Genomic DNA, 19,070 nt, shown 5'->3' on the forward strand with positions numbered 1-19,070 from the left:
TCATGCGCTCCTTGCAAAGTCTTGGGATGTCGCGGCACGGGCTATTGCCAGCGCCTCGTCGAGCGCCATTTTGCGGCGCCGGGCTACGAGCTGTTTCAGCGGAAAATCGGTGCGCGCATGGGCGCCGCGCGACTCCGTACGCAGGCTTGCGAAGACGGCGATCAGCAACGCCACGATCGCCGGATCGGACGACGCGCCATCTCCTTCTGCCAGCGGCAAAAGCGAGGCAATCGCGCCATGCATGGCGCCTGCATTGCGCAGCACGCCGAGATGACGTGAGACTACGGTTCGAATAGACGCGCTGTCGGCTATCGGAGGCGTCGATGGAATGTCGCCGAGTGCCGGCTGCGAGCGGAACAAGCTCATATTGCGGGCGGCACGTGCGCCCATAACGGTCGCTTCAAGCAAGGAATTGCTGGCAAGCCGGTTGGCGCCATGCAAGCCGGTCGACGCAACCTCACCTGCGACCCACAGGCCGGCTACGCTGCTTTGCCCCTCTTCGTCCGTCGCAACGCCGCCCATGTGATAGTGGACGGCCGGACGGACGGGGATCAGTGCGCTACCGGGATCGATACCTGCCTCATGGCAGAGCGCCGCGATCGCCGGAAACCGGACACCAAAGCGAGGACCAAGAGCCCTGCGTGCGTCGAGAAAGACGCGACCGCCCCGGGCGATCTCGGCGCTGATGGCACGGGCGACCACATCCCGCGGCGCGAGTTCCTCGCCGGGAGTATCCGCCATGAAGCGCTCGCCCCTTTCATTGACGAGTTCGGCGCCTTCGCCACGCACCGCTTCACTCACAAGTGCCAGCGGCCGGCGGCGACTATCGAGCGCCGTCGGGTGAAACTGCACGAATTCCATATCCGCAAGCACGGCGCCGGCTCGCGCTGCAAGCGCGATGCCCTGACCAAAATTCGAGGCGGGATTGGTCGTGGCCTCATAGAGGCCGCCGAGGCCGCCGGTTGCCAGAAGCACGCGCGATGACGGCAGGACGATATCGCCGGTGGGGCCAGAGCAAAGCAGACCGCAGACGCTGCCATCCGCTGTCAGTATCCGCCGTGCTTCAAAGCCTTCAAGCACGGCAATCGAAGACCTCTTGGCAACAGCTGCAATCAGAGCCCGGATGATCGCGGCGCCCGATCCATCGCCCCCGGCATGGACGATGCGGCGGCGCGAATGGGCGGCCTCCAGGCCGAGTGCGAATTCGCCGCTGGGGTTCTGGTCAAAGCGGACACCGTAGCGCTGCAGGAGGGCAATGGCGTCCTGCGCTTCGCCGATGATGCCGCCGGCGACACCGGGATCGCAAAGGCCGTCGCCGGCCGCAAGCGTATCGGCGAGATGCAAGCCCGGATTGTCATCGGCGCCAAGGCTGGCGGCAATACCGCCCTGAGCCCACGCGCTCGAGGTTTCAGCGCCAAGCGCACCGCGCGTGACGATCACGGTCGGTTCCGGCGCAAGCGTAAGCGCCGCGATCAAACCCGCAAGCCCGCTGCCGACAACGACCGGGCGGCCCTTAAACTGATGCAGGATCTCGGTCATATCGCCAACATCCTTTCGACAGCCCGGCGCGCCGCCGCAGCAATCCCCGCATCCACTGTCACTTCGTGACGGTTCTCCTCCAACGCCGTGCGGATATTCGCAAGCGTGATGCGCTTCATGTGCGGGCAGAGATTGCAAGGGCGGATGAACTCGACATCCGGATAATGGACGGCAACATTATCGCTCATCGAGCACTCGGTCAGAAGCACCACCCGCGCCGGCTTGCTTGCGCCGACATAGTCTGACATCGCGGCCGTCGAGCCGGCAAAGTCCGCCTCCGCCACGACATCGGGCGGACATTCCGGATGCGCGAGCACGGTTACGCCGGGATGGTTTTCGCGAAGTTGGCGGACATCATCGGCACTGAAAAGTTCGTGCACCTCGCAATGCCCGTGCCATGCGATGATCTCCACCTTGGTTTCCCTCGCAATGTTGCGCGCCAGATATTCGTCCGGGATCATCAGGACTTTCGGCACTCCAAGAGCCTCCACGACCTGTCTTGCGTTGCCTGACGTGCAGCAGATATCGGAGGCAGCCTTCACCGCAGCTGACGTGTTCACATAGGTCACCACGGGAACGCCGGGATGGGCCTGTCGCAACAGCGCGATATCCTCGGGTGTGATCGACTCGGCGAGAGAGCACCCCGCGGCCATGTCGGGGATCAGCACAGTCTTTGCCGGATTGAGAAGCTTTGCCGTCTCCGCCATGAAATGCACTCCGGCAAGAACGATGACGTCGGCGTCGACATCGATCGCCTTGCGGGCAAGCGCCAAGCTGTCGCCGACGATGTCAGCCACACCATGGAAGATTTCCGGCGTCTGATAGTTATGCGCGAGGATGACGGCGTTACGCTTGCGCTTGAGTTCAAGAATTGCCTGAACGTCGTCTTCGAACATCATCCATTCTGCTTTTGGAATGACCCGGCTGACCCGTTCATAGAGAGAGGAAGTGGAAAGGGGGAGGTTCACAGCAATCTCCTTTATACTCAGTTTGAGCATATCACGAACGCAGAGATATTCTCATTGTGAGCATATGTCAATTGCGGGAGAGAGGCAGTTTTGTTCCAGAGAGCGCGCGCTCTTCGACGACCGTCGGCCGGAAGCGGAAAAGCTTGGCCGGGCGGCCGCCGGTTTCACCGGTCATTCCGCCGGTTTCCTCGACTAGGTCTTGCTGCTCGATAAGGCGGCGGAAGTTCTGCTTATGGAGACCCAGCCCCGCGAGCGCCTCTACGGTGTGCTGGAGTTGCAGCAGCGTAAATGTTTCCGGCATGAGCTCGAAAACGACCGGGCGGTATTTGATCTTTGCGCGTAGACGCGCCACGCCGGTCGCAAGAATGCGCCGGTGATCGGCAAACATCGGCCGGCCGAAATTGCCGCCCTCGCCGCCGGCCTCCGCGACAAGCCCGGCTTCGTAAAGCAGCTCATAGCGCTGTAAGGTGAGATCTTCGTTCCAGCCGCCGCCATCAAGCCCGAAGATGAAGTCGGCCCGCTTGTGCCGGTCTCCACGCCGCGCGGGATCCGCGTCAGCCCAGAGTCGCAGCTTGTCGATGAGGCTTGCCAGCACTTCGGGCGGCCCCTGCCGTTGGTCTTCCCAGGGCAGGTATTCGTACCATCCATGCCAGGCCGGCCGTCCGGTGCCGGGTGCGTCCTGCTCGCGAACGAGACCGAGATAACTGATCGAAATCGTCCTGCCACCGAGGATCTCGTTGTTCCTGTCGCGGTCGGCGAATGTGTAGAGCTGCTCTAGATAACCGATCGGATGGCCGGTCTGCTCCTGGATCCATTCGCGCAGACCGCTCTGCAGGGTTCGGTGACCGAGTTCGAAGGGACCGGATGGCAGCGCTTCTCCGGATCGGACAGTCATGATGCGCGGCTCATCCTTAGTCACCGCCGTCACGACGGCCATGAGTTCGGCATGGGCAAGCCCGATCGTCACATTGATTCCCTTGGATGAACTGACCGCAAATCTTTTGACACAGCCGCAGCGCTTCGCCAACAGCAGCGGCAAAGTTCGCAACCAACAATGATCTTATCGAAAGGCCATAGTGACAATACAGCGGACCGCGAAATACAAAATCATCGATCGCCGCATCGAAAAGCCGCGATCGATGATACGTGGGATATTAACGTCAAGCCTTCGTCACGCTTGCTTTATAGCTCTCGTCAATGCTGCGAACGAGCGCTTCATCGACCGCCGCATCCGTCATGTCATGGCGGAGTTCTTCGATCAGTGCGCGCGAAAAACTCGCGATCATGCCCTTGTTCTGACTGAGCAGCGCGCACGCCTCGTGACGGCTATAACCGCCGGAAAGCGCAAGCACGCGTACGACATTCGGATGCTCGACCAGCCCCTTGTAGAGATCGGCGACCGTCGGGATCGTCAGCTTGAGGATCACCTTGACGTCGGCAGGCAGGAGCGCGAGCTGTTTGCTTATCTCCTCGCAAAGGATCGCCTCGGCGCCGGCCTTGTCGGGGCTGCTGATCAACACTTCGGGTTCGACGATCGGCGTCAGGCCGTAACTCGAAATCTGGCGGGCGACTTCAAATTGCTGAGCCACGACGGAAGCAATCCCGCTGGCGGACGGAAGTCTCACCACCGATCGCATCTTCGTGCCATAGATGCCCTTGTTCACGGCACGCTCAAGCAGCGCATCGAGCCGCGGCATCGGCTTCATCATCAATACGCCGTCGCTCTCTGGCTCACGACCGCTGTCAACCTTGAGCAGGGGCACAACACCGCGATCCTCCCAGAGATAGGAAGGGATCGGCTTGCCGCCGATATCGCTGTCCATCGTCCGTTCGAAGAGGATTGCCCCAATGACCTTTTCGCCGGAAAAGGACGGAGCTGTAATGATGCGCAAGCGCATCTGATGAATGAGCTCGAACATTTCGGCATCGCTATGATAGGCCGTGTCCGGGATACCATAGAGACGCAACGCGTCCGGCGTCGATCCGCCGCTTTGGTCAAGGGCTGCAACGAAACCCGGCTTGCCGGACATCTGGGCAGACATCTGCTGAACGTTCATGACTTTCTCCTTGGCTCAAGGGAAAACTCTTAGCGCCCTGCTTTGACAAGACGAACACGGACTAGGATTCGCTTTCAGGGGCGCCTCTGCAAATAGAGAAAATCAGCTTATCGGCAAATCACTTTCCTTGGCGAGGCGCCGATAGACTTCGACCGCGTGTAGAACCGTGTTCATTTGTGCATCGTGTGTATCGATGAAATCCTGTCCATAGACGGTTTCGTCGGTTGCCTCAGTGATGATCGTCAGCGGCGCCTGATAATATTCGCTCACCTGACGGATGCAGGGAATGCCGTAGCGCACTTCGAACGGCGCTTCCGGCATGTGAACTTTCACACATGCCAGTTGCTTGGCATTGAATGCGACGAGGTTCTTGTCGGCGGAAAGCTTGAGCGCCACCTCGTCCATGAGGGCTTCGCCGATTTCTTCCCAGCCCGGATGGGCGCAAAGGATGAGGAAGAAGCCCTTGGGGATCGTCCACATTTCGAAGCCGCGCGGCAGATAGCCAGACATGGGACGCGTCCACTCATGCGAGGGATAGCCATGCAGGTTAAGATGCAGTTTTGCCCCGGAAAGGGCCAAAGCCTTGTTGCGTGCCGCACGCTCGTAGATCGAGTTCGGATCCGGCACGGTGAAGGAGAGATCGTCGCCCATTGCCGTGTAGCGGGCGGCATGGTGCATATGGAAGGGGTTCTCCACGATCAGGCGCTGGTGCAGCTCGTAGCCGTCGACATTCTCGACAGGGATGATGGCGAAATGGGCTTCCGGATCGGCGGCGAGCTTCTGCGTCGCGCGAAGTGCGCCGACAGGGCCGCTGGTCTCGTTGGCGTGCTGGCCGGAGGAGATCAGCACCGCGGGGCCGGAACCCTTCTTGTAGAGTCCGACGACATTCCGGCCTTCGCGGGAGACAGCATGGATTTCCTCGCCATCGATACGGGAGACTTCCTGCCTGATCTGGCTGATCTTCAGGGGGCGGTCGGCGGTTTCCATCGGAATGGCAGCACCTTCGGTCTCGCCATGCTCGCCGAAATCCTCCACCGTCATGACAATGCGCGGCGTGCCGTCGGTGCCCTTGATATCGGGCACGACCTGTCCCGGGCGAGCACCGCCGCGGCCGGCCATGGCGCCCATGGTCGCGTTCAGGCATTCGCGCACGCTGAAGAAAAGGTCTTCATGCATGGCTTCGCGCAGGCTGATGACTTCGCTGCAGAAATCAAGCGTCAAATCCTTGGCAGGGAGCTCCACCACGATGCGCAGGCGATCGAAATAGGGTTCCTTGCGCTGCCATTCATGCGTCTTGATGGCATCGATGGCCGCCAGAAACAGCGTCTCGAAATCCGACTTCAGACGCTCGCCTATCTCGCCTTCCGTCCGCCGCCAGCCGCAGCAGCGCAGTACCGTCGTGCCGACATGATCGTCCTCGACGACATTCGGGGCGAAGACATGATGCGTCGCCGTTTCGCCGCTCTTAGTGACGAGCTTGACGTCGTAGGTGAGGTCGAGATCGTTCGTGTAAAAGGAGATTTCCGCATCGCCGACGAGTGCCGCCAGCGGATAGGCCTCGATCAGGGAGCGCGAGGGTGCTGCGGCAGCATGAACGGGATAGCCGATCTCGATGCGGGCGAGCGAAGCGATGTCCACCTCTTCCAGGAAGAAATAGACGAGCGGCTTGTAGGCGCTGCGAATGCGGGCCTTGAGGCCTGATGCGGCCAGCTTTTCCTCTGCTGCCCTGCGGGACGGACCGTCATCGAAGAGCCAGGCCTCGACCGGAGCGACGGGCTTCTGCTGCAGCAGATCGGAAACGAGCACGTCGAGCGTGCGCGGAACGGCGAGATCGAGAAGCTTGGTCATTTTTCCCTCGTAGGATCGAGATAGTCGCGCAGCCAGTCGCCGAGAAGGTTGAGGCCGAGCACGGTGAACATGATGGCGAAGCCGGGGAAGACGGTGACCCACCAGGCGGACTGCACATAGGTGCGCCCGTCGGCGAGCATTCCGCCCCAGCTCGGGATCGTCGCATCGACGCCGAGGCCGACGAAGGTCAGGCTGCTTTCAAGAAGGATGTTGGTCGCGATATTCAGCGTCATCAGCACGATCACCGGGCCGATGATATTCGGCACGATGTGGTGGACGATGATGCGCAGATTGCCAACGCCGATGGCGCGAGCCGACTGGATGAATTCCCGATCCCTGAGCGAGAGCACAAGACCGCGCACAAGGCGGGCATATTGCACCCATTGCGCCACGATCATAAGCAGGATCAGGATCGACAGGCCGGGGCCGACGATGGCGATGAAGGTGATTGCCATCAGGATGAAGGGCATGGCCAGCTGGATGTCGGCAATGCGCATCAGGATCATGTCGGCTATGCCGCGGAAATAGCCGGCGATCAGGCCAGCGATGGTGCCGATCACAGTGGCTCCTGCGACGGATACCAGGCCGACGATCAGCGAAATCTTGCCGCCGGCGGCGATGCGGGCAAGCACGTCACGTCCGAGAGGATCAGTGCCGAGGATGTGGTTAAGGCTGACGAAGGGCGGCAGCAGGCGCGCGCGCAGGTCCATCATGTCGGCCTTGCTGCCAAAAATGACGTCCGAGAAGACGACGAGCAGCACCATGCCGATCGTGAAGATCAGGCCGAGGATGAGTTCGAGCGGGGTGTGGCGGAAGACGGAAGCGGTCTTGGTCGTCGAGGTCGCCATGCTCAGCCTCTCCCGATGCGAGGGTCGATGATGCCGTAGGCGACGTCGATCAAAAGGTTGGTGATGACGATCAGCAGCGCCATGACCGTGATGACGCCCTGCAGGACAGGATAGTCGCGCGACGAGATGGCATCGAAGGCGAGGCTGCCCATGCCGGGCCAGTTGAAGACCCGCTCGACGATGACGACGCCGCCGAGCAGATCGCCGAACTGCAGGCCGACGAAGGTGAGCAGCGGGATCAGGCAGTTGCGCAGCGCATGCTTGTAGAGCACGACCCGGTCTTTCAGGCCCTTGGCGCGGGAGACGAGGATATATTGCGTCGACAGCGTTTCCAGCATCGCCGAGCGCACGATGCGCACGTTGACCGCCGAAAGGATGAGGGCGAGCGTCACCACCGGCATGACGAGGCCGGTATATTCGAGGAAGCCGCTTGCCGGCAGCAGGTTGAGTTTGATCGAGAAGATCAGGACCAGCATGATCGCCAGCCAGAAATTCGGGAAGGAAAGGCCGACCAGCGACAGGATGCGGATCAACTGATCCGAGAGGGAGCCTGCCTTGACCGCCGCGTGAATGCCGAGCGGGATCGAGATCAGAAAGGAGAGGATGAGCGACAGGAAGGCGAGCAGCAGGGTCGCGGGAAGCGCCTGTGCGATCATGCTCCAGACGGAGCCCCCGCCAAAGAAGCTCCTGCCGAAGTCGCCCGTCAGGATGCCTTCGAGGAAATGGATATATTGCATGTGAAACGGCTGGTTTAGCCCGAGGCCGTCGCGGATATGCTGCAGATCGTCTTCGCTGATGGCGCCGCCGCCGCTCATCAACATGCTGGTCGGGTCCCCCGATAGCCTGATGGCGTAGGAGACAAGCAATGTCACGACGATCACAACGAAGAGCGCCTGAAACAGACGTCTCAATATATAGACTGGCATGATTGACCTCTGCCGAAGGAATGACTGCCCGCCACCAGGCAGACAGTCACCTGGCGTTGTTTACTCGACAGTGGTATCGACGAAGCGGAAGCGGATATCCGGTGTCGGCGGTAGGTTGTGGATGCGCTTGCTTACGCCGTAGAGCGTGTTGTTGTTGTAGAGCGGAATTTCGTAGGCTTGATCGGCAGCATAGGCGGCGACTTCAGCTAGGATCTTCTTGCGCTCGTCGACGTTATACGTCGCGCGCTGAGCCTCCAGCAGCTGGTCCATCTTGACATCCTTGATGTACGGATTCCAGAATTGGCCGCTGTGGTAGAGGAGATAGGCCGTATTGTCGAAATCAAATGTCCAGCCGCCCCAGTTGTACTGGAACAATGATCCGGTCTTTGCGTGGGGGATGACGTCCGAATAGAAGACGCTCGCCTCGTATGATTTCAATGTCGCCGTGATTCCAACGCCTTGAAGGTAGGCGGCGACTGTCTGTGCAACTTCTCGGAACGTGGCGTCGGCGCCGACATAGGACAGTTCGACTGTCGTGCCGGGCTTAACGCCCGCTTTGTTCAGCGCCGCCTTGGCGGCGGCGGGGTCAAAAGGCAGAGGCTTGAGGGCCGGATCATAGCCGAATGAGAGGGAGCTTTGCAGGCTGGCGATGGGCTTGCCGTTGCCCTGCAGAATCTGGTCGATGATTGCGTCGCGATCGATCGCCTCGATCAAGGCCTTGCGCACGGCCGGATCCTTGGTAATGCCGTCGGCGGTGTTGAAGCGCAGCATGGTCACCGTGGGGCCGACGATGCTTTCGATAGCAAGCTTCGGATCGTCGGCGATGGTTTTGACCAGGCTGATCGGCACGAGCGTGGCGATATCGACGCCGCCGGACTGCAGCTCCGAGACCTGGGTCGCGGCTTCAGGGATGAAACGGTAGACCAGGCCACTGAGCTTCGGCGCACCGCCCCAATAGTCCGGATTGGCTTCGAGCGTCAGGCTGACTTTCGGCTTGTAATCGACGAACTTGAACGGGCCCGTTCCAACCGGATGCAGGTTGAAATATTCGTCGCCCTTTTCCTGGATGTATTTCGGCGGAACGATCATCGCGCCATAGCCGGCAAGCTTGGTGATCAGCACTGGATCGGGCGACTTCAGTGTGAAGTCGACCGTATAGTCGTCGACGACAGTCACGGAGCCGATCGAGGTATAGTTTGCCTGCTGCGGGCCCTTGGCGCCTTCCGGTCCGAGAAGGCGGTCGAAAGTGAACTTCACGGCCGCGGCGTTGAAATCCTCGCCGTCGTGGAATTTCACGCCCTGGCGCAGGTGGAAGCGGATGCGCTTGTTGTCGTCGAGGAAATCCCAGCTCGTCGCCAGGCCGGGCTGGAGCTTGAGATCGGGCGTGCGCATGACGAGGCCATCATAGAGATTGCTGCCGATGCGGCCCCAAGTAAGGGTAAAGGTATCGATCGGATCCCAGCTTCCGTCATCCCGCTCCAGGGCGACAGTCAGGGTACCGGCGGCATGGGCGAGGTTCGCCGTGGTTGCGAGCGGAAGCAGCGACACGGCGGCTGCCAGGAGAAGATGTCGATATCGGTTGGCTTTCATTTCTTTGGTTCCCCAGTGTTTTTTAAAGATTGGCGTTCGGGTCTGCATTTGTCCTATGGGAGGGTTTCGGACAACTTCTGCGGATTGGCCGCAACGAAGTGGGATGGCGAAAAACGGCGATATTCCACGAGCGCTGGCTCGTCGCCGATTTTGCGGATCGGGCTCGGTATCGTCCCGGTCAAAAGCGAGGTGTCGATGACGCGATCCGGGTCCGGCACCGGGATCGCCGAGAGCAGCTTGCGCGTATAGGGATGCTGCGGGTTCTCGAAGATCTCCTGCCGCGTTCCGATCTCGACGATCTGGCCGAGATACATGACCGCGACACGATGGCCGATCTTCTCGACGACCGCCATGTCATGGGTGATGAAGAGGTAGGAAAGACCCCTTTCCCTCTGCAATTCGAGCAGGAGGTCGAGGATCTGCGCCTGGATGGAGACGTCGAGCGCTGAGACGGATTCGTCGGCGATGATCAGTTCCGGATCGCACGCCAGGGCTCTGGCGATGCAGACGCGCTGGCGCTGGCCACCGGAAAGCTCATGCGGGAAACGGGTGCGATAGTCGCGCGGCAAGCCGACGCGGTCCAGCAGTTCATCGACGCGCGCCGAGATCGCGGCCTTGGTCGGCAGGAGCTTATGCACGATCATCGGCTCGGCGATGCTGGAACCGACGCGTTGCCGCGGATCGAGCGCGGCGAAAGGATCCTGGAAGATATACTGGATCTTCTGCAGCAGGGAATGCCGGTCGCCCGCGCTCATTTCGGCGACGTCGCGGCCGCGATAGCGGATCTTGCCGCCGGTCGGCTGCATGATTTGCTGCAGCATACGTCCGGTGGTGGATTTGCCCGAGCCGGATTCGCCGACCAGCGCCAGCGTTTCGCCCGGACGGATATCAAAAGAGACCTGCTCGACGGCATGGACGCGATGGGTAACGCGGCCGAACATGGTCTTGCGGGCCGAAAAATGCGCGGTCAGCCCGTCGATCTGCAGCAGCGGCTGCACGGCCTGTGTGCGCTCGGCCGAAATCGCGGCGCTGTTGGGCGAGGGCTTGCCGGTCATGCTGCCGAGGCGGGGGACGGCTGCGAGCAGCGTCTTGGTATAGGGATGCCGCGGATTGGCATAGAGCTGGCGGACGGGCGCGTCCTCGAGCTTTTCGCCATTGCGCAGGACGATGACGTCGTCGGCCATTTCGGCGACCACGCCCATGTCGTGAGTGATGAAGATGACGGCCATGCCGAGCTCTCGTTGAAGCTCGCGGATCGTATTCAGGATCTGCGCCTGGATCGTCACGTCGAGCGCCGTCGTCGGCTCGTCGGCGATCAGCAGTTGCGGCCGGCAGGAGAGCGCCATGGCGATCATCACGCGCTGGCGCATGCCGCCGGACAGCTCGTGCGGATAGCGCTTCAGCATGGTCTCAGCGTCGGGGATGCGCACCTTTTCCAGCATCTCGCGGGCGATGCGGTTCGCGTCCTCGCGGGAGGTCTTCTGGTGCAGGAGGATTGCCTCGGTGATCTGGTCGCCGATCGAGAAGACCGGATCAAGCGAGGTCATCGGCTCCTGAAAGATCATGGCGATCTCGCCGCCACGAATCTGTCGCATGCGCTCGGGTGACGCCTGCATGAGATCGAGCGGGCCGTTGCGGCTCTGGAAGAGCACCTGTCCGCCGCTGATCGTGCCGCCGGAATAATCCGTCAGGCGCATGATCGCTCTCGATGTCACTGACTTGCCGGAGCCGGATTCGCCGACGATGGCGAGCGTCTTGCCGGGCTGGACGTCGAAGCTGATCGACTTGACGGCCTGGAAGACCTGACCTCGGGAGGGAAAATCGACCGACAGTGAGCGTACAGAGAGGACTGGTGGCAAGGTGGGCTTCTCCGGTGTCACGCTCATAGGGTTGCTGCCGACCTCGCTGCCTGCTCGTAGTAGCCCGACAACGCCCTGAGATGCGAGGCGATGTCGGACAGGTCGTCCTGGGAGAGACCGGAAACCTTCGTCGCCTCGACCAACAGCCGTTCGCGGATTTCGGAGTAGCGCTTCAGCGCCTCCAGACCCTTTTCGGTGGTCTGGATCACCTTTTCCTTGCCGGACTTGCCCGTCTTCACGAGGCCGGCGCTCTCCAGCTTCTTCACGGCATAATTGGCGATATGCGTGTCTTCGATATCGAGCACGAGGCAGAGATCGGACAGCGTCTTCGGCCGGTCGCGGTGACGCACCGAGTGAATGATCAGGATTTCGATCGGGGAGAGACCAGGCGCGCCGGCCGCCGACATGCAGCGGACCATCCAGCGATTGAAAGCGTGGGAGAAGAGGATCAACCCGTATTCCAGCTCGGAAAGGGCGGGAGAACTGCCGACCGCCAGATGGGCGGACGATACGATCAATTCGCGCGGTTTCTTGTCCTTCGGCTTATCCAATGAGCCCTCTCACGCTAGCCCCTCGGGGTAATGGGCAGGTTATCGAACAGCGACATTTTGTCAACAAATTATCGCTAAGATTCAATTGTTAACCTTTGGTCCGCGAGAGCCGCACCCGAGGCGGCTCCAGCGCTCCAAAGACCTCTCTCAATTTTCCGCTTTTCCGTACCCACCGCCCGTCGGGGTGACGACGATGAAGGCCTCGCCGGAATCGAGAACCGTATGGGCGCTGCCGATGAGTTCATCGACGGTGCCGTCATTGCGACGCACGAGATTGCGGCCGGTCTGCCCAGCTTCCCCGCCTTCGAGGCCGAAGGGCGCGACGCGGCGATGACCGGACAGAACAGCGAATTCCAGCTTTTCAAGAGTTCGGATGGTGCGCTTGGTGCCGTTACCGGCCGACCATTTTCCTCGCCCGCCCGAGTTCGGCCTAATGTGGAAGTCCTCCAAGACGACGGGGAAGCGGGTTTCGAGGATTTCGGGGTCGGTCAAGCGCGAATTGGTCATGTGCGTATGAACCGCATCGGCGCCGTTGAAGCCGGGGCCGGCCGGCGCGCCTGAGCAGATGGTTTCGTAATATTGATACTGGTCGTTGCCGAAGGTCAGGTTGTTCATCGTCCCTTGCGCCGCTGCCATCGCGCCGACCGCGCCGAACAGGCAGTTCGTCACGGCCTGGCTGACCTCGACATTGCCGGCGACCACAGCTGCCGGATATTTCGGCGTCAGCATGGTGCCCTCGGGCATGACGATGCGGATCGGTCGGAGGCAGCCGGCATTCATCGGAATGTCGGCCTCGACGAGCACGCGGAAGACATAGAGAACGGCGGCGCGGGTCACAGGCTGCGGCGCGTTGAAATTGTCAGCACGCTGTTCCGAGGTGCCGGTGAAATCGACCGTCGCCTCGCGCTTCTCCTTGTCGATCGTCACCTTAACGACGATCTTGCAGCCCTGGTCCATTTCATAGCTGAACTCGCCGCCGGGTAGGCGGTCGAGGACGCGGCGCACGCTTTCGGCGGCATTGTCCTGGACGTGGCCCATATAGGCATCGACCACGTCTTCGCCGAAGAGGGCGATCATCTTCTTGAGTTCGGCGACGCCCTTTTCATTGGCGGCGACCTGCGCCTTCAGGTCGTTGACGTTCTGGGCGAGCTGCCGGACGGGGTAGCGGGCGCCGGTGAGGAGATCGGCGAGCGCGTCTTCTCGAAAATGGCCGCGATCGAGGAGCTTGAAATTGTCGATATAGACGCCTTCTTCCTCGATATGGGTTGCGAGCGGCGACATGGAGCCCGGCGAGATGCCGCCGATGTCGGCGTGATGGCCGCGGCTCGCGACCCAGAAGCGAATGCGGCTGCCGGTCTCGTCGAAAACAGGCGTGCAGACCGTGAGGTCGGGAAGGTGCGTGCCGCCGTTGTAGGGCGCGTTGATCAGGAAGACGTCGCCGGGATGGATGACGAGATTTTCGCGGATCGCGGTCGCGACCGAGGCATCCATAGAGCCGAGATGCACCGGCATATGCGGCGCATTGGCGACGAGATTGCCTTCCGCATCGAAGACCGCGCAGGAGAAATCCAGCCGTTCCTTGATGTTGACCGAATAGGCGGTGTTCTGCAGCGTCACGCCCATCTGCTCGGCGATCGACATGAAGAGGTTGTTGAAGATCTCCAGCATGACCGGATCGGCCTTGGTGCCGATCGCAGTGCGATCCGGTAGGGCCTTGATGCGGCTCATGACGACATGGTCCTTGGCTGTCAGCGTCGCCTGCCAGCCGTCCTCGACGACGATGGTCTGGTTCTTCTCGATGACGATCGCCGGGCCAGTTACGGTCTGACCGGGCAGGATCTTTTCGCGCAGCACCACGGCGGCGTCGTGGCTCTCGCCCTGCGAATGGAAGCGGGTGCGGCGGGCGGGCGTTGCCTCGCCCTTGCCGTTTGCCGCCGTCTCGACTTCGATCTCGGCCGTGGCGCCGCCGATGGTCTCGACCTCGACGGCCTCGACAACGAGCGGCTTGTCCTCGGCGACGAAGCCGAAGCGGCGCTTGTGCAGTTCCTCGAATTCCCGACGCAGGCGGACAGCGTCATCGACCGCGGGGAAGGTCGCTTCGACCGAGAGCAGCGTGTCGGTGCCGGCATAGCGGATATGGGCGCGAAGCACCGTCTGGATCTCGGCAGATGCGACGCCCTGCGCTTCCAGTTCCGGCTTGCATCCGCTTTCGAGCGCCTTGCCGAGCGAAAGGATTGCCGATGGGGCGGCATCGTCGAGCGGCACGCCGAGCGCCTTCTGGCGGGTGGCACGGATGTCCGCCAGACCCATGCCGTAGGCCGAGAGCAGGCCGGACATCGGATGCAGCAGGATGCTCTTCATGCCGAGCGCGTCGGCCACGAGACAGGCATGCTGGCCGCCGGCGCCGCCGAAGCAGTTCAGCGCATAGCGGGTCACGTCATAGCCGCGCTGGACCGAGATCTTCTTGATCGCCTCGACCATGTTGGCAACGGCGATGCGGATGAAGCCGTCGGCGACTTCTTCCGGGCTGCGACCGTCGCCGATGCGGGTCGCAAGCTCCGAGAACTTGCTGCGAACCGTCTCGACGTCCAGCGGCTGGTCCTGATGGGGGCCGAAGATGGCGGGGAAGAATTCCGGCAGCAGCTTGCCGGTCATGACATTGGCGTCGGTGACGGCGAGCGGTCCGCCATTGCGATAGCAGGCGGGACCGGGATGGGCGCCGGCTGAGTCCGGGCCGACGCGAAAGCGCTCGCCGTCGAAATGCAGGATCGAACCGCCGCCGGCAGCGACGGTGTGGATCAGCATCATCGGGGCGCGGACGCGCACGCCAGCAACTTCGGTCTCGAAGGCGCGTTCATATTCGCCGTCGAAATGCGCGACGTCGGTGGAGGTGCCGCCCATGTCGAAGCCGATGACGCGGTTAAAGCCCGCCTGTTCGCCTGTTTTGGCGAGGCCGACGACGCCGCCAGCCGGACCCGACAGGATCGCATCCTTGCCCTGGAACATGTCGGCCGCCGTCAAACCGCCCGACGACATCATGAACATGACGCGGGCGCCGGTGCGGGCGACATCGAGTTCCTGCGAGACCTGCTGGACATAGCGGCCGAGGACGGGGGAGAGATAGGCATCGACGACGGTCGTATCGCCACGGCCGACCAGCTTGATCAGCGGCGAGACTTCATGGCTGACGGAGACCTGCTCGAAGCCGATCTCGCGAGCGATCCGGGCAACAGCAGCCTCATGGGGGGGAAACTTGTAGGCATGCATGAAGACGATGGCGACGGCGCGATAGCCTTCGTCGCGCAGCTGCTGGAGCGCCTTTCGCGCCGCATCCTCGTCCAGCACCTGCTCGACGGTGCCGTCGGCGAGCACGCGCTCGTCGATCTCGGTGACAGTATCGTAGAGCGCTTCCGGCTTGACGATCTCGGTCGCGAAGATCTTCTTGCGTTCCTGATAGCCGATGCGCAACGCGTCGCGGAAGCCCTTGGTCGTCACGAGTGCGAGCCGCTCGCCCTTGCGCTCGAGCAGCGCGTTGGTGGCAACCGTCGTGCCCATGCGGACTTCGCCGATGAGACCGGCAGGGATCGGCTCGCCATTGGTGAGGCCGAGGTGAAGGCGGATGCCCTGGACGGCGGCGTCGGAATAGGCGGCGGGATTTTCGGAGAGCACCTTGCGGGCGTGTAGCGCGCCATCGGGGTCGCGGCCGACGATGTCGGTGAACGTGCCCCCGCGATCGATCCAGAAATCCCAGCGCTTCATTTCACTACCGCTCAACGCCCAACCTCCGCCAGGATGCTTATTTTTATCGAGACAAAATATCGATAAATCGTCAACGTTTTGTCGTCAACAACAATCATCTCCGGCGATACTGTTTCCCCTGTTCAACTCCGCCGAGAGGCAAAGCGTCCCCACTCTGTGGCCAAACGCCTGCGGCGACAAGACGGCGTGGCCATCAGCGCATTGCTGCTCGGTTCCGTTCAAACGCGAAACGCCTGTTTCCCGGTGGACACAAAATTTAGAATTAATAATCTACAAATAACATAGACAATATGGAAACCTATCGGTCGTTCCTCGCCACACCGGCCGATGGATGATTTCGAGAGGGTAGAACCATGCATATCAAGAGATTTCTCGGGGCCGTCGGCTTGCTTGCCTCGCTCCTCACATCCGCTCACGCGGAAGACGCCAAGAAGGTGGTCATCGCCTATCAGACCGGTGCGGTTCCCTATCTGGTCGGGATCGCAAACGGCGAGCTCGCCAAGCAGACCGGTTGGAATATCGAATTCCGCCGCTTCAACTCCGGAGCCGATATTTTCGCGGCCATTGCCTCCGGCGACGTGCAGCTTGGCGATGTCGGCTCCAGCCCCTATGCGGCCTCAGTTAGCCGCGATCTCGATGTCAAGGGCATTTACATCACCGCCGGCGCCGGCGACAGCGAAGCGCTGGTCGTGCGGCCCGAGATCAAATCGGCTGCTGACTTGAAGGGCAAGAAGTTCTCGGCCGCTCCCGTTTCCACCGACCATTATCAGTTGCTCGCCTATCTGAAACAGCAAGGGCTGACGGAGAAGGATGCGCAGGTCATTGCAATGCCGCAGCCACAGATCGTCGCGGCGTGGAAACGCGGCGACATCGACGGCGCTTTCGTCTGGGATCCGGCACTGACGGAACTCAAAAAGGACGGCAAGGTGCTGGTCACCTCGGGCGAAGTCTCCAAGGCCGGCGCCCCCGTTTTCAGCTCCCTCGTCGCGACCTCCGATTTCGCTAAGAAGAACCCGGAATTCCTGACGAAATATGTGAGCCTTATTGACAAATATTATGTCGACTTTGCCAAGCATCCGGACGCCTGGGGACCGACCTCCGACAACATCAAGCTGATCGCCAAACTCCAGGGCGGAACGCCCGAGGAGAATGCCGGCTGGCTGAAGACGACGGTCGTCGTTCCGCTTCAGGAGCAGGTAACGGATGCATGGCTCGGCGGTGGAGACAAGGGAAACATCGCCAAGACACTCAAGGACACGGCGCAATTCCTCAAGGAGCAGAAGAAGATCACTGCCGTCAAGGACAGCTACGCCTCCTTTGTCGACCCGCAATTCGCCGCGGCAGCACTCGCGTCCAACTGACGTAACCCACAAGCACAGGACGGCGGCTCAAACCTGAGCCGCCGTATTCGGGCGAGGACAGGCCATGCTTTCAATCAGAAACGCCACCGTAAAATTCCAGGCTACGGACGGAACGGAAGTCCATGCGCTGGATAATGTCTCATTCGACATTCCGCCGGCTTCGATCGTCGTTGCGCTCGGGGCATCGGGTTGCGGGAAATCGACCTTGCTCAGCGCTATCGCCGGGTTTCAGCCGCTGACGGATGGCGAAATTCTCATTGACGGAAGATCTGTGGAAGGCCCGGGCGGGGATCGCGGCGTCGTATTCCAGAAGGACACGCTGCTGCCCTGGGCCAATGTCCTCGACAATGTCGCGCTTGGCCTGCGCTATCGCGGCGTCGCGAAGGTGGAACGACATCGCCAGGCGCGCGCGCTGCTCGATCTCGTCGGCCTCGCCGATTTCGAGAAAAAGCCGCCATATGAATTGTCGGGCGGCATGCGGCAGCGCGTCGGCATCGCGCGGGCGCTCGCCACCGACCCCAAGGTGCTGCTGATGGACGAGCCCTTCGGCGCTCTCGACAGCCTGACGCGGGAGAACATGCAGCAGCTGCTCGCCTCCATCTGGGCAAAGACCGGAAAACAGATCTTCTTCATTACGCATTCGATCGAGGAAGCGCTGACGCTCGGCACGCATATCCTGGTCATGTCGCCAAGGCCGGGCCGGATCGTTGCCCGATATCAGGCCAATTTTGTTCGTGAATTCGCGGTGACTGGAGACATTGGCCCCGTGCTGGCAAATCCCGAATTCGTCGCGCTGCGGGAGGAAATCCGCTCGCTGATCCATAAGCCCGCGCGGTCCCAGTTCGAAGTGGCCTGATGGCACCACGAACCGGCCGATATCATCGAGACAAAGGATTTTGAAATGACCGTCGCAACAGACACCGGCCTGCCGACCGCGGAAGAAAAACAAAAGCGCTCGCCGGTCCGCTCCTTCGGCAAACCTGGTGGCACGTTGGCCATAAGCGCAGCGACCCTTGTCGCGCTGCTCGTGGCTTGGGTCGCGGCGACCAGATATCACCTCGCCTCCCCGCTGTTTCTACCCTCGCCGAAGGAGGTCCTCACGCAGACCCTGGCGATCGCTTCCGACGGCTATGCGAATGGGACGCTTCTCGACCACGTCCTTGCCAGCCTCGGTCGCGTCAGCGTGGCCCTGGCCTTCGGTATCGGTCTCGGCGTACCCGTGGGGTTGCTCATGGGGCTCAATCGTTGGGCCAGGGGCATCCTGAGCGTTCCCATCGATATCTATTGGGGGCTGCCGCCGCTTGCCTATCTTCCGCTCCTCATCATCTGGCTCGGCATCGGCGAGTCATCGAAGATCCTGCTTCTGAGCCTCGCTGCCTTCGCACCCATATGCTACGCTGCCCAAGCCGGCGTCCGCTCCGTGCCGCAGGAGCGCATCAACGCCGCTCGCTCTCTCGGAGCGAACGCAAGGCAGATCTTCACAACGATCGTATTACCGTCGGCGCTTCCCGAAGTGCTGACCGGAACTCGCATCGCGATCGGCGCGGTGTTGTCCACATTGGTGGCCGCTGAGCTGATCGCGGCACAATCCGGTGTCGGCTACATGATCATGTCGGCCGCCAATTTCCTCGCCACGGATGTCGTCTTTGTCGGCCTGATTGTGATCGCGGTTTTCGCCTGCGCCTTCACGATGGCTATGCGCTTCCTGGAGCAGCGCCTGATCCCCTGGAAGGGGAAGCTTTGAAGTCGAGGACACAACGCGTT

At 61.5% G+C, this 19,070-nt stretch carries 14 protein-coding genes; 3 read left to right on the forward strand and 11 right to left on the reverse strand.

Annotated features, from left to right (window positions below; translation table 11 throughout):
• The 11 genes from DTW90_RS16690 to DTW90_RS16740 all read right to left on the reverse strand — a co-directional run bounded on the left by DTW90_RS16690 (position 1) and on the right by DTW90_RS16740 (position 15,945).
• A complete protein-coding gene (locus tag DTW90_RS16690) occupies positions 1–1,539 on the reverse strand; it encodes an L-aspartate oxidase (protein WP_132523155.1) in 1,539 nt (512 codons plus the stop codon).
• Positions 1,536–2,507 (reverse strand): quinolinate synthase NadA, encoded by a 972-nt coding sequence (gene nadA, locus DTW90_RS16695; protein WP_132523153.1) that lies wholly within the window; start codon positions 2,505–2,507, stop codon positions 1,536–1,538. Before nadA ends, DTW90_RS16690 begins: the two co-directional genes overlap by 4 nt.
• 67 nt (positions 2,508–2,574) lie before the next feature.
• On the reverse strand, positions 2,575–3,474 hold the full coding sequence (locus DTW90_RS16700) for a hypothetical protein (RefSeq protein WP_132523151.1): 900 nt from the start codon (positions 3,472–3,474) through the stop codon (positions 2,575–2,577).
• Between the two features lie 193 nt (positions 3,475–3,667).
• A complete protein-coding gene (locus tag DTW90_RS16705) occupies positions 3,668–4,564 on the reverse strand; it encodes a fructose bisphosphate aldolase (protein ID WP_149339682.1) in 897 nt (298 codons plus the stop codon).
• Positions 4,565–4,666: 102 nt separating this feature from the next.
• On the reverse strand, positions 4,667–6,412 hold the full coding sequence (locus tag DTW90_RS16710) for a M14 family zinc carboxypeptidase (RefSeq protein ID WP_149339683.1): 1,746 nt from the start codon (positions 6,410–6,412) through the stop codon (positions 4,667–4,669).
• On the reverse strand, positions 6,409–7,260 hold the full coding sequence (locus tag DTW90_RS16715) for an ABC transporter permease (RefSeq protein WP_132523145.1): 852 nt from the start codon (positions 7,258–7,260) through the stop codon (positions 6,409–6,411). Before DTW90_RS16715 ends, DTW90_RS16710 begins: the two co-directional genes overlap by 4 nt.
• Before the next feature lie 2 nt (positions 7,261–7,262).
• Positions 7,263–8,186, reverse strand: coding sequence for an ABC transporter permease (locus tag DTW90_RS16720; RefSeq protein WP_132523143.1), 924 nt, complete (start codon positions 8,184–8,186; stop codon positions 7,263–7,265).
• Positions 8,187–8,246: 60 nt separating this feature from the next.
• Positions 8,247–9,776, reverse strand: a complete 1,530-nt coding sequence (locus tag DTW90_RS16725; protein WP_132523141.1) for an ABC transporter substrate-binding protein — start codon at positions 9,774–9,776, stop codon at positions 8,247–8,249.
• 53 nt (positions 9,777–9,829) lie between these two features.
• The gene (locus tag DTW90_RS16730) at positions 9,830–11,662 is read right to left on the reverse strand and encodes an ABC transporter ATP-binding protein (RefSeq protein WP_149339685.1); all 1,833 of its coding nucleotides are present in this window, start codon (positions 11,660–11,662) and stop codon (positions 9,830–9,832) included.
• Positions 11,659–12,186, reverse strand: a complete 528-nt coding sequence (locus DTW90_RS16735) for a winged helix DNA-binding protein (RefSeq protein WP_132523137.1) — start codon at positions 12,184–12,186, stop codon at positions 11,659–11,661. Before DTW90_RS16735 ends, DTW90_RS16730 begins: the two co-directional genes overlap by 4 nt.
• Before the next feature lie 147 nt (positions 12,187–12,333).
• On the reverse strand, positions 12,334–15,945 hold the full coding sequence (locus DTW90_RS16740; protein ID WP_132523339.1) for a hydantoinase B/oxoprolinase family protein: 3,612 nt from the start codon (positions 15,943–15,945) through the stop codon (positions 12,334–12,336).
• A gap of 353 nt (positions 15,946–16,298) precedes the next feature.
• On the opposite strand from DTW90_RS16740, the gene tauA reads away from it, so the two are divergent.
• From tauA to DTW90_RS16755, 3 genes are all read left to right on the forward strand, one after another.
• Positions 16,299–17,306 (forward strand): taurine ABC transporter substrate-binding protein, encoded by a 1,008-nt coding sequence (gene tauA / locus DTW90_RS16745; RefSeq protein WP_132523135.1) that lies wholly within the window; start codon positions 16,299–16,301, stop codon positions 17,304–17,306.
• Positions 17,307–17,370: 64 nt separating this feature from the next.
• The gene (locus DTW90_RS16750; RefSeq protein ID WP_149339687.1) at positions 17,371–18,162 is read left to right on the forward strand and encodes an ABC transporter ATP-binding protein; all 792 of its coding nucleotides are present in this window, start codon (positions 17,371–17,373) and stop codon (positions 18,160–18,162) included.
• 45 nt (positions 18,163–18,207) lie between these two features.
• The gene (locus tag DTW90_RS16755; protein WP_132523131.1) at positions 18,208–19,050 is read left to right on the forward strand and encodes an ABC transporter permease subunit; all 843 of its coding nucleotides are present in this window, start codon (positions 18,208–18,210) and stop codon (positions 19,048–19,050) included.
• Positions 19,051–19,070: the final 20 nt, after the last annotated feature.

This window comes from Neorhizobium sp. P12A (genome assembly GCF_008365395.1).
Lineage (GTDB): Bacteria > Pseudomonadota > Alphaproteobacteria > Rhizobiales > Rhizobiaceae > Rhizobium.